The following is a 16,277-nucleotide window of genomic DNA, read 5'->3' on the forward strand; positions in this document are numbered from 1 at the left end:
CCGCCTACGGTAGAAAGCCTTTCAGCCCAGCGCACGTTTGACCAGTGCCAGCGCCTGCTGATACTCCACCTGTGCCATGAGCTTGCCCCAGCGCCATGCACGGCCTCGTGGCCGCATCCGCCGCAAGCGGGTCTGCGATGCCTTAGTCTGCACGAACGTAAGCCGGTCCAGCACCTTCTCCGCTTCGTCTGGCTGATTGCAGATCAGCACCATGTCACAGCCTGCCGTGAGCGCCGCCGTGGCCGCTTCGGTCAGCGTTCCACCGGCGCGGGCGGCTTCCATCGACAGGTCGTCGCTGAAAATCGCGCCGTTGAAACCGAGCTTGCCGCGCAGGATGTCCTGCAGCCAGACTCGCGAAAAGCCCGCGGGTTTCTCATCGACCTGCGGGTAAATCACGTGCGCCGGAATCACCGACGCCAAGGACAGGCCCAACCAGTCGTACGGTTTGATATCGGCGGCGAGGATGTCCTCGAGCGAACGGTCGTCCACGGGCATGGCCACATGCGAATCCGCCGATGCAAACCCATGCCCCGGAAAATGCTTGCCGCAATTGGCCATGCCGGCGAGCGCGAGACCGTGGTTCAGGCTCTTGGCGAGCATCGTCACCACGCGCGGGTCGCTATGCAACGCACGATCGCCGATCACCTTCGAGTGCCCGTAATCGAGGTCGAGCACGGGCGTAAAACTCATGTCGACGCCGCACGCCCGCAACTCTGCCGCGAGCACATAACCGAACGCGGTCGCGGTTTTCGTCGCCAGCAATACGTCCCGGTCCCACAGTTCGCCGAGCTTGCCTGGCGCGGGCAGGACGGTGAAGCCATCGGTACGGAAACGCTGCACGCGGCCGCCTTCGTGATCGACGGCAATCAGGATGTCGTCACGAACCGCGCGAATCGCGTCAGTCAGCGCGACGAGCTGGGCGCGATCCTGGAAATGCCGTGCGAAGAGGATGATGCCGCCGGTCATCGGATGGTCGATACGGTGAATATCGGCGTCGGAGAGGGTGGTGCCGGCCACGTCGAGCATGACCGGCCCGGGAATGCGTTTTAACGAGTTCAAATTGGGAGCGAAAAAGTCAGGGGGTTTTGGGTGCTGTGTGCGCTTCTGGGTTCACGCCTGGGGTCGCGTGCGGACTCACGCCCGTTTCCGCGATCACGAATGACACCGCGTAATCGCGTTCATCGGTGATCGTGACCTGGGCCGTGATACCGCGCACCGCCATCCAGTCGGCGAGTTCCCCCGACGCGACAATCTTTGGCTTGCCGCTCGGCTCGTTGAGCGTTTGCAGCGCGCGCCATGTCATCGGCCAGTGCATGCCAAGTCCGATCGCTTTCGAAAACGCTTCTTTCGCGGAGAACCGCGTCGCGAGGAAGGCGAGGCCGCGGACTTCGGAGCGCGCTTTACGCGCATGGTAAATGCGAAGTTCGTCAGCCCCGAGCACCTTCTCAGCGAAGCGCCCTTTCGTGCGCTCCATCACGCCCGCCACGCGGCTTACCTGAACGAGATCCGTACCTATTCCGTAGATCGCCATCGTTGGGCCTGAGTTGGGTTGTTGGCGCTTATCGTTTATCTCGCGTTTATCGCGAAGCAGTGGCGGCCAGGCGCGACGCCACCATGATTGCCTTCATCTCGCGCACCGCATTGTCCCAGCCGGCGAAGATGGCGTGTGCCACGATCGCATGGCCGATATTCAATTCCACGATGCCTTCCAACGCCGCGATCGGCTGGACATTGGTGTAATGCAGACCGTGCCCGGCATTCACTTTCAAGCCAAGGGAATTGCCGAAATCGACGCTGCGCGCGACGCGCTCAAACTCTTTCTGGCGGGTGGCTTCGTCGTGGGCTTCGGCATAACAACCGGTATGCAATTCGATCACCGGTGCGCCGGCTTCATACGCGGCGCGGATCTGCGTTTCATCGGCGTCGATAAACAGCGACACCCGCGCGCCCGCCTGACGCAACTGCTCGCACGCGGCTTTCACGGCGTTGAACTGGCCGGCGACATCGAGCCCGCCTTCGGTCGTCAGTTCCTGGCGCTTTTCCGGAACGAGACACACGTCGTGCGGACGAACGCCACACGCGATATCCAGCATCTCCGGCGTCACCGCGCACTCGAGGTTCATGCGCGTTTTCAATAGCGGACGCAACGCGTGAACGTCAGCATCGACAATATGCCGGCGATCTTCCCGCAAATGCAGCGTGATGGCGTCGGCGCCCGCTTCTTCGGCTTGCAGCGCGGCGCGGATCGGGTCGGGGTACTGCGTGCCGCGCGCGTTGCGCAGCGTGGCGACGTGATCAATGTTGACGCCCAGATCGATCACGTTAGCGGGCGACGATAGAAAGAAGCTCATAGATTTTGCAGGTCGATCAGGATTTGACGGGTGGCGAGCGGCGTGCCGCCAAGATACACATTCAGCAGAAAACGCATCAACGTCTTGCTTTGCGCGGCCGTCTGCGGGCGGCTGTATTCGTCCTTCTCCATGTCGAGAAGGGTTTGACCGGCGATCACCGGCCATTGCGACGGTACATCATCCGATGCATCGCGCACACCGCGTTCGGGATCGAAGACGTATTTTTGATCGGCGAGAACGGGTTGGCGCGCGATGGTTTTATTCAACGCCATCGCGTAACCGGTTTCACGCAGCAGCACCCGCTCGAACGAACGCAGCGCATGCAAGGCGGGCTCACCGTGCGCGAGACGCGACAACGTCAACACATAATGATTGAACAACGCAGGATGCGCGTCTTCACGAGCGCAGAACTTGACGAGCAATTCGTTGACGTAGAAACCGCATAACAACGCGTCGCCCGCAAGAGGCAACATGCCGCCGACCCATTCCGCTTGCGTCAGGGTGCGGACTTCGCCCTTCCCCGTCCACGATAAACCCAGCGGCTGGAAAGTTTGCAGCACGCCGCGCAATGCGGAATGCGGGCGCTTGGCGCCCTTGGCGACCAACGCAACGCGGCCGTGATCGCGGGAAAATACGTCGAGCACGAGACTCGTCTCGCGATACGGATAGCTGTGCAGCACGAACGAGGGTTGCTCCGCGATACGAAAGTCCGAGCGCGGCGCGGCGCGCGGCGGTCTTGGCGCTTTGGGCTCTTTGGACTCTTTAGGCGCGACCGATTTCGCGGACGCCGACGCCGTCCTGCGCCTTTTCGGCGCAGGGGGAGAAGGTTCGTCGGCGCTGAAATTATCGTCGGCGAGCGGATCGGATTCTGCGTCGGAGGACTGGGTCATCCACGCGTCATTCGTACCCATAGGCGCGCAGTCCCGCTTCGTTGTCCGCCCAGCCGCTCTTCACCTTGATGAAGGTTTCAAGGTACACGGGGCCATCGAACAGCCGCTCCATGTCTTGGCGCGCTTCGGTGCTGATCTGCTTCAGCTTTGCACCCTTCTGGCCGATGATCATCGCCTTGTGGGTATCGCGTTCGACCAGAATGGTCGCGAAAATGCGGCGCAAACGGCCCTCGGTTTCCCATTTGTCGATCATCACCGTGCTCGTGTAAGGCAATTCGTCACCGGTCCAGCGGAACACTTTCTCGCGCAGGATTTCAGCGGCGAGAAAACGCTCGCTGCGGTCGGTGAGATCGTCTTCACCGTAAATGGGCGAACCTTCCGGAAGATACGGCTTCACGACCGTCATCAGACGCGTAATGTCATCAGCATGCTTCGCGGTCATCGGCACGATTTCCTTGAAGTCGTGCAGCGCGCTCATCTTCTGCATGAACGGGAATAACGTCGCTTTGTCGTTGACGTGGTCGAGCTTGTTCGCGATCAACAGGCACGGCGTGTCGTTCGGAATCAGGTCGAGCACCTTCTGGTCGTCGGGACCAAACCGACCCGCTTCGATCACGAACAGAATTGCGTCGACGGACGTGAGCGTCGACGTCACCGCGCGGTTCAGCGAACGGTTCAGCGCGCCGCTGTGCTTGGTCTGGAAACCCGGGGTATCGACGAAAATGTACTGCGCGTCGTCCAGCGTGTGAATGCCGGTGATGCGGTGGCGCGTGGTCTGCGCCTTGCGCGACGTGATGCTGACTTTCTGCCCTACCAGTGCGTTCATCAAGGTCGATTTACCGACATTAGGCCGACCGACGATCGCGACCATGCCGCAGCGGAAACCAGAGGGAGTGGGTGCGTTCATAATTGTGCGGCTGCAGATTCGGTGAATTCGTGGGGACGCGTGGCGTCGGGATTATGCTTGTGATCGGAAGCGTGCAAGCTTCAGTGGCGGGCTTCAGAGCGCTCGTCAGTGGCCGGTATCGGCGGCGCGTACGACAGTTTCATCGACGCTTTCTTCCAGGTGCACTTCAACCTGCGCTTCAACGCTCTCTGCGCCCTTCGGGGCCGTTGCGCAATGCGCGGCGGACACGTCTTCACGCTGCCGCGCGGGGACAGCGGGCTTCTCGATACCGGACGCTTCAGCATTTTTCACTGCAGGCTTGTCGGCTTGTTTCGCGACGGCCTTTTCACCTGCACTATCTGCTTTCGCGGCGCTTTTTTCCACCGGGTTATGCACAGGTTTATCCCCTGCGGATTCAACGTGCGCAACCGATGACTTGTCCGCGCCCTCGTTTGCGACCGCCGGCGCTTCCGCCGCTGCTTTTTCGGCCTTCTCCGCCTTCTCCGTCCGATGAATCGTCGACCGCTCGGTTTTCTCCGCACCGGCGAATGCACCCGCCGACGGTTCCACATGCGATGCGCGAATCACGGCGAACGGCGCGGTGGCCGGACGCTCGGGATCGTTATGCGTGTTGCTGCTCTGGCTGGCGCTATTGCTGCTGCTGGCGCGTGCACGTTCGCGCCGGTCCGGTGCGCGAAGGTCGAGCGCCGCCTGCACGCCCGTGACGCCCGGTACGATTTCCAGCTCCGCCTGCTTGGCTGCGCGCGAACCCTTGCGCTTGGGCTTCGCCGTCATGGCCGGCGCGGCGGAAGCCAGCTCATCGAGCGCCTTCTTTGCCGCAGCCTGTTCGGCCGCGCGCCGGCTCGCACCGGAACCGGACACCTTCACATCGAGCTTCGGCACCGTGCATTCGACTTCGAATTGCTGGTTATGCGCCGCGCCGTGCGTAGCCACGACCGTATAGGTCGGCAATGCAATCTTGTGGCCCTGCAGATATTCCTGCAGCAGCGTCTTCGCGTCCTTACCGATCGTGCGTGGATCGATATGATCGAGGATTGGCGTGTAAAGCCGCTTGATCACCTGAAGCGCGGCGTCAAAACCACCGTCCAGAAAGACCGCGCCGAAAATGGCCTCAAGCGTGTCAGCCAATATGGACGGGCGGCGGAAGCCCCCGCTGCGCAACTCGCCCTCGCCCAGCCGCAACGCCTCGGAGACATTCAGTGCCTGTGCAATCTCATACAGCGACTGCTGCTTGACGAGATTTGCACGGACGCGAGAAAGATCACCTTCGTCGAGTTTTGCGAATCGCTGGAACAAAAGCGCAGCCACCACGCAATTTAGAACGGAATCTCCGAGAAATTCGAGTCGTTCATTGTGCGTGGCACTGTGACTGCGGTGGGTCATCGCCTGGCGCAGCAATTCCGCATTGCGAAATTCGTACTGGAGCCGGCTTTCCAACGGGGTTGAGGGCATGGGCAGAGTATAACGCGGGCGCCGGGAGGGGCGAATCCGGCTGTCAGGCCGAAAAACCGCAAGGAAAATGACACCACAAGCACACGTTAGCCGCGCTTCTTCGTGCTGTTTCTAGGCGGCTCAAAGGTGACTTGCAATAACAACTACGCCGCGATGACGCGGCGTAGTTGTCGAACGAAATTACTGCTTGTGATCCTGATCAAACCCGCTATCAAAACCGCGCTTCAATGGAACACCCCAATGCGTTTCAAACTGCTGAAGTTCATCCAGATAAAGAATGCGCGTCCTACGATATTCGCATCCGGCACGAAACCCCAATAACGGCTGTCTGCACTGTTATCGCGGTTGTCGCCCATCATGAAATAGTGACCCGCCGGCACTTTGCAAATGACGCCTTGAGCGTTGTAGTTGCAGTTGTCGCGGAACGGGAAGTCGTCGGCGCCGATGACGAATGGCGGCACCTGCGCGTTATTCAGGATCGCATTCTTGCGGCCGTCGAGATCTTCTTCGAACTGCTTTGCATAACCAATGCGTTCGTCATCGAAGAAATCCGGCAACGCTGTTTCCGGAACCGGCTTGCCGTTGATGGTCAGCTTCTTGTCCTGGTACGCAATGGTGTCGCCGGGAAGGCCGATCACGCGCTTGATGTAATCCACCGACTCGTCTTTCGGATAACGGAACACGACGACGTCACCGCGCTTGAGCGGCGTGCCGCCGGTCAGCTTGGTATTGCTGATCGGCAGGCGCAGACCGTATTCGAATTTATTGACGAGGATGAAATCGCCTACCAGCAGTGTCGGCACCATGGATCCCGACGGAATCTTGAACGGTTCGACTACGAACGAGCGCACCACGAACACCACCAGGATCACCGGAAAGAAGCTTGCGGAATATTCCAGATACCATGGCTGGCGGAGCTTTTCATCGCGCAGGCGAGCGCGCGTTTGCGGCGCGTTTTCATCGGCGAAACGGGGCTCAAGGCGTGCCTGCTGCTGATCGAATTCCGCTACCGCTGCATCTGCTGCCCGACGCCGTTGCTTCTCGAACACCAGTTTGTCGAACACCCACGCAATCCCCGTCACGATGACGAGCACCAAAAGAATCAACGCAAAATTCATCAATCGTTTCCGGTTGTTTTATTAATCTTCGACGCGAAGAATCGCGAGGAAAGCTTCTTGCGGAATCTCGACCGAACCGACTTGCTTCATGCGCTTCTTGCCGGCCTTCTGCTTTTCCAGAAGCTTTTTCTTTCGCGAGATATCGCCGCCGTAGCACTTTGCCAGAACGTTCTTACGCAATGCTTTAATGTTCTCGCGCGCGATAATATTCGCGCCAATAGTCGCCTGGATTGCCACGTCGTACATTTGCCGCGGAATCAGTTCACGCATCTTCGACGCCACTTCGCGTCCGCGATGCTGGCTCTGCGACCGGTGCACGATCACTGACAACGCGTCGACCTTGTCGCCATTGATCAGCATGTCGACCTTCACCACATCCGACGCGCGATATTCCTTGAACTCGTAATCCATCGAAGCATAACCACGTGACGTCGACTTCAGCCGGTCGAAGAAATCCAGCACGATTTCCGCCATCGGGATTTCGTACGTGAGCTGGACCTGACGGCCGTGATACAGCATGTTGATCTGCGAACCGCGCTTGTTCGTACAGAGCGTGATCACCGCGCCCACATACTCCTGCGGCATGTAGAGGTTCACGGTCACGATCGGCTCGCGCACTTCTTCAATGTAAGAAGGCTCCGGCATCTTGGCCGGGTTCTCGACCTGAATCAGCGTGCCATCGCGCTTCACGACTTCATACACCACGGTCGGCGCCGTGGTGATGAGGTCCATGTCGAATTCGCGCTCGAGCCGCTCCTGCACGATCTCCATGTGCAGGAGACCGAGAAAGCCGCATCGAAAACCGAAACCAAGTGCTTGCGACACTTCAGGCTCGTATTGCAGCGAGGAGTCGTTGAGCTTCAGCTTTTCCAGCGATTCACGCAGTGCGTCGTACTGATTCGCTTCGATCGGATACAAACCCGCGAACACTTGCGGCTTCACTTCCTTGAAACCGGGCAGCGGCACTTCGGCCGGGCGCGCGACGGTCGTGACCGTATCGCCCACTTTCGCCGCCTGCAACTCCTTGATGCCCGCGATGATAAAGCCCACCTGCCCCGCCGACAGCGACGCGAGATTCGTGGCTTTCGGCGCGAACACGCCGAGACTTTCGACCGGATAAATCGCACCGGACGCCATCATCTTGATCTTGTCCTTCGGGCGCAGCGTGCCGTTCTTGATGCGCACGAGCATGACCACGCCGACGTAATTATCGAACCATGAATCGATGATCAGCGCCTGCAGCGGCGCGTCCGGATCGCCCTTCGGGGGCGGCACTTTGGCGATCAGCGCCTCGAGCACGTCGCTCACGCCGAGGCCCGTCTTCGCGCTGCAACGCGCGGCGTCGGTTGCATCAATACCGATCACATCTTCGATTTCCGAAATCGCGTTCTCGGGGTCTGCGGCGGGCAGGTCGATCTTGTTCAGGACCGGCACGACTTCCACGCCCAATTCGATCGCCATGTAGCAATTGGCGACCGTCTGCGCTTCCACGCCCTGGCTGGCGTCGACCACGAGCAGCGCGCCTTCGCAGGCGGACAGCGAGCGGCTGACCTCGTACGAGAAGTCGACATGGCCCGGGGTATCGATGAGATTCAGGTTGTAGACCTGACCGTCGAGCGCTTTGTAGCTCAGTGCCGCCGTTTGCGCCTTGATGGTGATGCCGCGTTCGCGCTCGAGATCCATGGAGTCGAGCACCTGCGCGTCCATCTCGCGGTCGGACAGTCCGCCGCACAACTGGATGATGCGATCGGCGAGCGTCGACTTGCCGTGGTCGATGTGCGCAATGATCGAGAAGTTACGAATATGATTCATTCAGTGCCGATCAAGCAAAAAGGCGCGCCCAGACAAACGCGGAGCACGCCTTGAAAATGGGGGTGAAAAACTTGTCTATTTTAGCCGAAAAGGCGGGCTGACGGCGGATTTTACGGGAAAGGTCCGATTGCTCAGGGACTTGTGCGCGTGCTGGGAGCGCTTGCACGCGTGCTTGAAAGCGCATCCCGCACCCGCGTTTCGTCCAGCCGGTAGTGGCATAACTCCACGCCATCCAGCACGAGAACGGGCACGAGTTCGTCGTATACCGCTTCGAGCGCGGGATCAGTGTCAACATCGATCCACTCGATAGCGACGCCGAACTCAGCCGCAATCGGCTCAAGTTCGGCGCGCAAGTCTTCGCACAGGTGGCACCAAGCGCGCCCATACAGTTTAAGCGCGCTCATCGTGCTTATTTCTGCGCCGGCGCACGCGGGCGCAACGGCACGAACTGCGTGTTGTCGCCACGACGCACCAGCACCGCGACCATCTTGCTCGGATCGACGTTTTGCGCGACCGCGCCGAATTGCTTCGCGCTCGTGATATCCGTATCGCCAATCCGCAAGATGATGTCACCCTTCTGGAAGCCGGCACGCGCCGCCGGACCTTCCACCGCGTCCACCATCACGCCATTCGTGAGTTTCAGCGCCTTCTTCTGGTCGGCCGGAATGTCGCTCACCGCAATGCCGAGCGTGTTGCTCGCGCTCGCCTTCGGCGCCGGCGTCTTCTTGGCCTCGGTCTTCGCGACCTTGTCCGGCTGCATTTCCGCAATGGTGATCGGCAAATCGCGCGACTCACCCTTGCGCCACACGGTGATCGTCGCCTTCGTGCCCGGCTTCGTATCGCCGACCATGCGCGGCAGGTCCGTCGCCGTGGACACGTCGTGGCCGTTGTACTTCAGGATGATGTCGCCCGGCTGGATACCCGCCTTGTCGGCCGGGCCGCCCGCTTCCACACTGCTCACGAGCGCGCCCTGCGCCTTCGGAAGCCCAAGCGAGTCCGCCACTTCCTTCGTGACCTCGCCGATCGCCACAGCAATGCGGCCGCGCGTGACCTTGCCCGTCGTCTTCAATTGATCGGCGACGCGCATGGCTTCATCGATAGGAATCGCGAACGAAATCCCCATGAAGCCGCCCGTACGGCTGTAGATCTGCGAGTTGATGCCAATCACCTCGCCCGCCATGTTGATCAGCGGACCACCCGAATTGCCCGGATTCACCGCGACGTCAGTCTGGATGAAGGGCAGATAGTCGCCGGTGTCCCGTCCCTTCGCACTGACGATACCCGCCGTCACCGTATTGTCGAGCCCGAACGGCGAGCCGATTGCCAGCACCCATTCACCGACACGAACCTTGTTCGAATCGCCGATGGTAATGGCTGGCAGGCTCGTCGCCTGGATCTTGACGACCGCCACGTCCGTGCGCTCATCTACACCGACCAGCTTCGCCTTGAATTCGCGCTTGTCCGTGAGCGTGACGTAAATGGTGTCCGCGTCGTCGACCACGTGTGCATTGGTCATCACGTAACCATCGGCCGACATGATGAAGCCCGAGCCTACGCCGCTGCTCTGCTCCGAATTGTCCTGATTGTCAGGGCTGTCCTGCGGTGAGTTGCGATTGCCCTGGCTGCTGCCGTTATCGCTGCCACCCTGGTCGCCGCCTCCGCTCCCTCCGCTCCCGCCGTTGCCGCCGTTGCCGCCGTTGCCGCCGTTACCACCACCGCTTCCACCGCCACCGCGCGGCGAACCGGGCGTGCCGGGCATTGGAATGCCGAAGAAACGGCGAAAGAACTCCGACATGTCGCCGTCGTCCATACCGGGCGGCAAGCCGCGCAGATCGTTACTGCTACTGACGCGGGTTGTCGTACGAATATTGACGACCGACGGGCCCACTTTATCGACAAGAGTGGTGAAGTCGGGCAGATTCACTCCCGGCACCGCGACCGGTGTGGCTGCAGGCGCTGGCATCGACGAGGGCGCCGTTGCTGTTGCTGTGGCCGCGAAGGTCGCGAGCGGCAGGCATGCGGCAAACGCCGCGGCCGCGAAATAGGTGCGCAGCGAGAGATTGCTCATATCGTGGTGGGCCGAGGAATTACTTGGAAGGCTTGTATTCTATGGCAGAAGCAAATTGCTGCAACGTGGCCTGGGGTACTTCGCCCAGCAAGGTAATCCAGAAATCCCCGCGGCGCTTGACCAGCACGTGTGTCGCGCCGCTCTCCCCAGCACCTTCCTTGCGGGAATTTTTTTCCACGGGCTCGACGAAAATCGAGATTGCCGCGAGTCCGTCAGAGAAAACAGCCTGATCGACGGGAATCGGCGGCTGGCCCTCTTCACGCGACGCCATCGGCCGGCGCAACTCGCGAATCTCGCGGAAACCCGGCACGGCAGGTGTGATCTTCCATCCCTGCGCTTCCATATCGACCGGCTCAACCGGCGGGCGCACGACCGTCCACCCGGCTATGTTCTTGATTCCGTTCGCAATGCCGGCGCGGTCCACGGATCCGCCAATCTGTACTTGCGAGAATGAAAGCTGTTCGAGCACCTGAGCGTCGGGACCGAGCGTCTGCGCGCGCAGCAGAAGACCGGTTTTCGAGTCGGCCCAAAGCTTGTACGCAAAGCGCCAAGCATCTTTCGGATCGAGCTCGATCACCTGGCTGTCAATCCCGGCTACACGGTCCGGTCCAAGCATTTTCGGCTCATAGACCGTGAGAACCTGCTCGCTGCTGGTAGTCAGCAACGATGGGAACGCGTCCTTGTTCTGACGTTTTTCGACGACGACCAAATGCCGTTCGGGCACGAACGTATACATGTCGTCGTCGTGGCGAAGCATCCTGCGAGGCTTGCCGTCCAGGCTTTCCAGCGACTCGAACTCACCGTCGCTGCGCGCCGCCGAATGGGTAATCCGCGACGATTGCACTGTTGTCCCACGCTGGTAGACGAAGGTGCCCTCGTAGTTCTGCTGCTGTGCGGCGTCGTGAATCCGGTTGAGCAGTTCCGCAGCGGACTTGCGCGCGGCGGCGGAATCGTCGCCCTGCGCAAAAGCACTTGATGCCGCGGATAACAACGCGGCTGCACAGAACATCAACGCCGGCAACCGCCCCCAATGAGTCGTTTTCTTCAACCGCACACGTTGCATCAGTTATTGGCCTTGGCTGGTAGCCGCAGTGCGAATCAAAGGCATCGAGCCCGGCATGACGGGCTGTTGGGAGAATTGCTGATGCGCTTCGAGATACTGGTCCAGGCTTGCGTCGCGAATGATGTTCGCTTCGACAACCGGTGAACGCGTGCTGGCGGCAGGCATGGAAGCCATGGCCACGCGCTGCACATGATCCGACGACAAGGACGCCATCTGGCCGCCGTTGTGGCCGTCCACGCCCTGCAATTGCGGCACGACGATCCACGTGAGCGTGGCTGCGGCAGCCGCGACGGCAAAAGCCGGCATGACGCGACGGCGGAACAGATTCGAACGAACGCGTTGCGCTGCGACCGCTGGAATGGCCGCAGGCGCAAATACATGCGCTTCGGCCTCGAAGCGCGCCGAAAACGCGTTCATGAATGCGCTGCTGGCTGCAGGACTCGCCGCGAGATCGTCGGAACGCAGGGCGTCGCCGATCAAGTGGAAATCCGACCACGCCGCGCGATCCTTCTGCGTAAACCCGGAAAGAAACTGACTGATGTCGCCCGAACCGTCGAACGATTCACCGTCGACAAAAGCGGACAGACGCTCGCCGCGCGAGCTAGCTTGCGATTGCACCGAAACCGACCCCATGATGCTCCCCATCTTGACTGCACCCCGTAGTGACACTACCTGACTCAGATACCGCGTCCCTGCCCCGCGCACCCTCGCTGTTACCAGCGCTTGCCTTCGGGAGTGTCCAGCAACGGACGCAATTTTGCCGCAATGGCTTCGCGAGCACGAAAAATTCTTGATCTGACGGTCCCAATAGGGCAATTCATCATTTCGGCAATTTCTTCGTAGCTCAGACCTTCAATCTCACGAAGAGTAATGGCGGTGCGCAGTTCTTCCGGTAAAACCGCCATTGCAGCATTGACCGTCTGTGCGATCTGCTTGCTCATCAACATCGACTCAGGCGTGTTGATATCCCTTAGTTGGTCTGCGTCGGAGAAAGTTTCCGCTTCTTCTGCATCAGCTTCGGTAGAAGTTGGAGCACGCCGGCTCTGAGTGGCAAGGTAGTTCTTCGCGGTGTTCACCGCAATCCGGTAAAGCCACGTATAAAACGCCGATTCTCCGCGAAATTGCGGCAACGCGCGATAAGCCTTGATGAAGGCGTCCTGCGCGACGTCCTCGACCTCGGCAGGATCCCGCACGAGACGCGAGATAAGCCGGATGATTTTGCGCTGATATTTGGCGACCAGTAGCTCGAACGCTGCTTTATCGCCCTTTTGCACGCGTTCGACCAGTACCTGATCGATTTCTTTTTCGCTCACCTGGGAAATCCGTTATTTGGGGGTGCTACGCGGACGGCTATTGTAGCGTTACGCCGCCGGAACACGCCCGATGCTGACCGGCGGTTACACGCGTTACAGATGTTCCTGGGCGCAACGCCGGGCGCGTACAGCCAGTTCGCGGAACGCGCAGGCATTGGCGAGCGCGTCGGCGGCCACCAGAAACGATGCGAGGCGGCCTTCCGCCGAGACCAGCATGAGGGCAAGCAAGCGGTCGCTCCACTGGGCGCAACCTGTAATACGCCGGTATTGCGCGTTCCCCGCGCGATCCCACGTGGTCAAACCATCTTGTCCGATCTCGAACGCGATGGGTCGGCGCCGCTCGGCGCCCCAGGCCGCAGTGGCCAGCGCGGCAGTTACGGTCAAAGCCGCTATGCATCCGCTGGACAGCCCGGCGTAAGCCGCCACGCAGTGGAATACGGACCCCGCCGCTACCGCCACGAATGCTGCGGTAGCACCCCACAGGAACCGTGAGGGACGGAGTATATGCCGGCGCGGGGAATCGGCGGGCAAGTCGGCTGCGAGCAAATCCGCCGACACCTGCGGCAACAGAATGTGCGCGCTTGTCATTCGTCCGTTCCAGCAACGATCAGGCGCACGCCGCTGCACACGCCGCTCAATGCTTCTTGAAAACGAGCGTGCCGTTCGTGCCGCCGAAACCGAACGAGTTCTTCAGCGCCACGTCGATCTTCATTTTCCGCGCTTCGTTCGCGCAGTAGTCCAGGTCGCAAGCCGGGTCCTGGTTGAAGATGTTCATGGTGGGCGGCGAGATCTGGTGGTGCAGTGCCAGCACAGTGAAGACCGATTCCAGTCCGCCGGCGCCACCGAGCAGATGGCCCGTCATCGACTTGGTGGAATTCACCACGATCTTCTTCGCGTGGTCGCCGAAGGCATTCTTGATACCGATGGTCTCGGCCAGATCACCGAGCTGCGTGGATGTGCCATGCGCGTTCAGGTAGTGCACTTCGTCCGCATTGACCTGGGCGTTCTTCAACGCATTGCGCATGCTGCGGCGCGCGCCGTCGCCGTCTTCCGGCGGTGCGGTCATGTGATACGCGTCGCCGCTCATGCCGTAGCCGCTGACTTCGGCGTAGATCTTCGCGCCGCGTGCCTTCGCGTGTTCGTATTCTTCGAGCACCATCACGCCGGCGCCTTCGCCCAGTACAAACCCGTCCCGATCCTTGTCCCACGGACGGCTGGCGGTCGCCGGGTCGTCATTGCGTTGCGACAATGCGCGCGCCGCCGCGAAGCCGCCGACACCCAATGGCGATACGGTCGCTTCAGAGCCGCCGCAAATCATGACGTCGGCGTCGCCGTATTCGATCAGCCGCGAGCCTTCGCCGATGCAATGCAGCCCCGTCGTACAGGCAGTCACGATGGCGAGATTCGGTCCTTTCAAACCGAAGCGGATGGAAAGATGGCCGGAGATCATGTTGATGATCGACGCCGGTACGAAGAACGGCGAAATCCGGCGCGGGCCGCGATTCAGCAATTCCGTTTGCGTGACTTCGATCATCGGCAAGCCGCCGATGCCCGAGCCGACCACGACACCCACGCGCTCCGAGTTTTCCTCGGTGATTTCCAGCCCGCTGTCCTGCATGGCCTGCACGCCGGCCGCGATACCGTAATGGATAAAGGTATCCATGTGGCGCGCTTCCTTGGCCGGCATATAGTCTTCGACATTGAAGCCTTTGACTTCGCCGGCAAAGCGCGTGGAGAAGTTCGTGGCATCGAACTTCGTGATCTCGGCAATGCCCGACTTGCCAGCGACCAGATTGGCCCAGCCGTCGGCAACGGTATTGCCAACAGGCGAAATCAGCCCAAGGCCTGTAACAACAACACGACGACGGCTCACGGTAACCCCTTATCCATAAATGACAAAAAGCAAAAGCCACAAGATTCACAGGAAATTGCCCTGTGAGCCCTGTGGCTGTTAAATCGGTTCGAATCGCGACAGAGCGTCAACCCCGAATAGCGTAGAAGCAGCTTGCGCGTCGGGCTTTAGGCCTTGACGTTGGCGCGAGCGTAGTCGATTGCTTGCTGAACCGTCGTGATCTTCTCGGCTTCTTCGTCAGGAATTTCCATGCCGAATTCGTCTTCGAGAGCCATCACGAGTTCGACGGTGTCGAGCGAGTCAGCGCCCAGATCGTTGACGAACGAAGCTTCGTTCTTGATTTCGGCTTCGGCGACGCCCAGTTGTTCGGCGACGATCTTCTTCACGCGCTGTTCGATATTGTCCATGCAGCCCTCCGAGGGAAATGTAGTTCAAAAACACAAGTGCGCGCATTTTATCAGGTTTGTACCCGTAAATACCCACGCACGGAATCAGCTTTGTTTGGCGCGTGACATGCCTTTGATGCCCGTCACGCCCTTTTCTGCGCACTCTCCTGCGCCCTTTCCCGCTTACCACTTCTGACAGCAAATTTCCCGCCTCGCGCACCGTGCTTCAAATCAGCACTTTGCGCACCCGCGCCCCAAGGCGCGGATATTAACGAAATGCCTGTCACATGTACATGCCGCCGTTCACGTGAAGCGTCGTGCCCGTGATGTACCCCGCGTGGCGGGAAGCCAGGAAAGCCACAGCATGAGCGATATCTTCCGGGCTGCCCAGTCGGCCGAGTGGTATCTGTGCTGTGAGCGCCGCGCGCTGCGCTTCCGGCAAGACCTTGGTCATGTCGGTATCGATAAAACCCGGCGCAATGCAGTTCACCGTGATCCCGCGGCTGCCGATTTCACGCGCCAGCGCCCGCGTCATGCCCGCCACGCCAGCCTTGGCAGCCGCGTAGTTAGCCTGGCCCGGGTTGCCCGACGAAGCCACCACCGACGTGATGTTGATGATCCGTCCGCCACGCGCTTTCATCATCGGGCGCAGCACTGCGCGCGAGAGACGGAAAACGGCGCGCAGGTTGGTGTCGATGACGGCGTCGAACTCGTCGTCCTTCATGCGCATCGCCAACTGATCTTTCGTGATCCCGGCGTTGTTCACCAGCACGTCGAGGCCGCCGAATTCCTTGACCACGCCGTCGATAAACGCTTCGCTCGCGGCCGCATCAGTCACGTTCAGCACGGCGCCACGGCTTTGTCCGCCAAACTCTTTCAACGCTTCGGTAATGCCTTCTGCGCCGCTTTCGCTGGTCGCCGTACCAATCACGGTCGCGCCCTGACGTGCGAGTTCGACTGCGATCGACCGGCCGATCCCTCGCGACGCACCCGTCACGACCACTATGTGCTTGTCCAGAATCATCTTTCGTCCGTTCCTTGTCTTGGCTTAACTGCTTTGGCCTG

The 16,277-nt window shown here is 60.4% G+C and carries 17 protein-coding genes; all 17 read right to left on the reverse strand.

Annotation, left to right across the window (positions count from 1 at the left end; genetic code table 11):
* Nucleotides 1–21: 21 nt before the first annotated feature.
* The 17 genes from nagZ to fabG all read right to left on the reverse strand — a co-directional run bounded on the left by nagZ (nt 22) and on the right by fabG (nt 16,236).
* Nucleotides 22–1,026, reverse strand: coding sequence for a beta-N-acetylhexosaminidase (gene nagZ / locus BSU04_RS03045; RefSeq protein WP_089159195.1), 1,005 nt, complete (start codon nt 1,024–1,026; stop codon nt 22–24).
* A 49-nt stretch (nt 1,027–1,075) separates the two neighbouring features.
* Complete coding sequence (gene acpS, locus BSU04_RS03050) at nt 1,076–1,531, reverse strand: holo-ACP synthase (protein WP_089159196.1); 456 nt, start codon at nt 1,529–1,531, stop codon at nt 1,076–1,078.
* Nucleotides 1,532–1,577: 46 nt separating this feature from the next.
* Nucleotides 1,578–2,351 carry a pyridoxine 5'-phosphate synthase gene (gene pdxJ / locus BSU04_RS03055; RefSeq protein ID WP_089159197.1) on the reverse strand — a complete coding sequence of 258 codons (774 nt, stop codon included), beginning with the start codon at nt 2,349–2,351 and terminating at the stop codon, nt 1,578–1,580.
* The gene (gene recO / locus BSU04_RS03060) at nt 2,348–3,262 is read right to left on the reverse strand and encodes a DNA repair protein RecO (RefSeq protein ID WP_089159198.1); all 915 of its coding nucleotides are present in this window, start codon (nt 3,260–3,262) and stop codon (nt 2,348–2,350) included. The genes pdxJ and recO overlap by 4 nt, the downstream gene beginning before the upstream one ends.
* Nucleotides 3,249–4,148 carry a GTPase Era gene (era, locus tag BSU04_RS03065; protein ID WP_089159199.1) on the reverse strand — a complete coding sequence of 300 codons (900 nt, stop codon included), beginning with the start codon at nt 4,146–4,148 and terminating at the stop codon, nt 3,249–3,251. The genes recO and era overlap by 14 nt, the downstream gene beginning before the upstream one ends.
* 105 nt (nt 4,149–4,253) lie before the next feature.
* Nucleotides 4,254–5,600 carry a ribonuclease III gene (rnc, locus tag BSU04_RS03070; RefSeq protein WP_089159200.1) on the reverse strand — a complete coding sequence of 449 codons (1,347 nt, stop codon included), beginning with the start codon at nt 5,598–5,600 and terminating at the stop codon, nt 4,254–4,256.
* A 224-nt stretch (nt 5,601–5,824) separates the two neighbouring features.
* On the reverse strand, nt 5,825–6,718 hold the full coding sequence (lepB, locus tag BSU04_RS03075; protein ID WP_089159201.1) for a signal peptidase I: 894 nt from the start codon (nt 6,716–6,718) through the stop codon (nt 5,825–5,827).
* A 21-nt stretch (nt 6,719–6,739) separates the two neighbouring features.
* Nucleotides 6,740–8,530, reverse strand: a complete 1,791-nt coding sequence (gene lepA / locus BSU04_RS03080) for a translation elongation factor 4 (RefSeq protein WP_089159202.1) — start codon at nt 8,528–8,530, stop codon at nt 6,740–6,742.
* Between the two features lie 131 nt (nt 8,531–8,661).
* Nucleotides 8,662–8,943: a glutaredoxin family protein gene (locus BSU04_RS03085; protein ID WP_089159203.1), complete on the reverse strand. Its 282-nt coding sequence runs from the start codon at nt 8,941–8,943 to the stop codon at nt 8,662–8,664.
* Complete coding sequence (locus BSU04_RS03090) at nt 8,940–10,598, reverse strand: DegQ family serine endoprotease (protein WP_089159204.1); 1,659 nt, start codon at nt 10,596–10,598, stop codon at nt 8,940–8,942. Before BSU04_RS03090 ends, BSU04_RS03085 begins: the two co-directional genes overlap by 4 nt.
* A gap of 19 nt (nt 10,599–10,617) precedes the next feature.
* The gene (locus BSU04_RS03095) at nt 10,618–11,661 is read right to left on the reverse strand and encodes a MucB/RseB C-terminal domain-containing protein (RefSeq protein ID WP_089159205.1); all 1,044 of its coding nucleotides are present in this window, start codon (nt 11,659–11,661) and stop codon (nt 10,618–10,620) included.
* Between the two features lie 3 nt (nt 11,662–11,664).
* Nucleotides 11,665–12,294, reverse strand: coding sequence for a sigma-E factor negative regulatory protein (locus tag BSU04_RS03100; protein WP_089159241.1), 630 nt, complete (start codon nt 12,292–12,294; stop codon nt 11,665–11,667).
* Nucleotides 12,295–12,374: 80 nt separating this feature from the next.
* Entirely contained in the window at nt 12,375–12,974 is a 600-nt protein-coding gene (gene rpoE / locus BSU04_RS03105) for an RNA polymerase sigma factor RpoE (protein WP_031363443.1), read from the reverse strand.
* Between the two features lie 93 nt (nt 12,975–13,067).
* Nucleotides 13,068–13,562 (reverse strand): hypothetical protein, encoded by a 495-nt coding sequence (locus BSU04_RS03110; RefSeq protein ID WP_089159206.1) that lies wholly within the window; start codon nt 13,560–13,562, stop codon nt 13,068–13,070.
* A gap of 46 nt (nt 13,563–13,608) precedes the next feature.
* Nucleotides 13,609–14,847, reverse strand: a complete 1,239-nt coding sequence (gene fabF / locus BSU04_RS03115; RefSeq protein WP_089159207.1) for a beta-ketoacyl-ACP synthase II — start codon at nt 14,845–14,847, stop codon at nt 13,609–13,611.
* A gap of 146 nt (nt 14,848–14,993) precedes the next feature.
* The gene (gene acpP / locus BSU04_RS03120) at nt 14,994–15,233 is read right to left on the reverse strand and encodes an acyl carrier protein (protein ID WP_004197638.1); all 240 of its coding nucleotides are present in this window, start codon (nt 15,231–15,233) and stop codon (nt 14,994–14,996) included.
* A gap of 262 nt (nt 15,234–15,495) precedes the next feature.
* Nucleotides 15,496–16,236, reverse strand: coding sequence for a 3-oxoacyl-ACP reductase FabG (fabG, locus tag BSU04_RS03125; protein ID WP_089159208.1), 741 nt, complete (start codon nt 16,234–16,236; stop codon nt 15,496–15,498).
* Nucleotides 16,237–16,277: the final 41 nt, after the last annotated feature.

The organism is Caballeronia sordidicola (assembly GCF_002220365.1).
Classification (GTDB): Bacteria; Pseudomonadota; Gammaproteobacteria; order Burkholderiales; family Burkholderiaceae; genus Caballeronia; species Caballeronia sordidicola_C.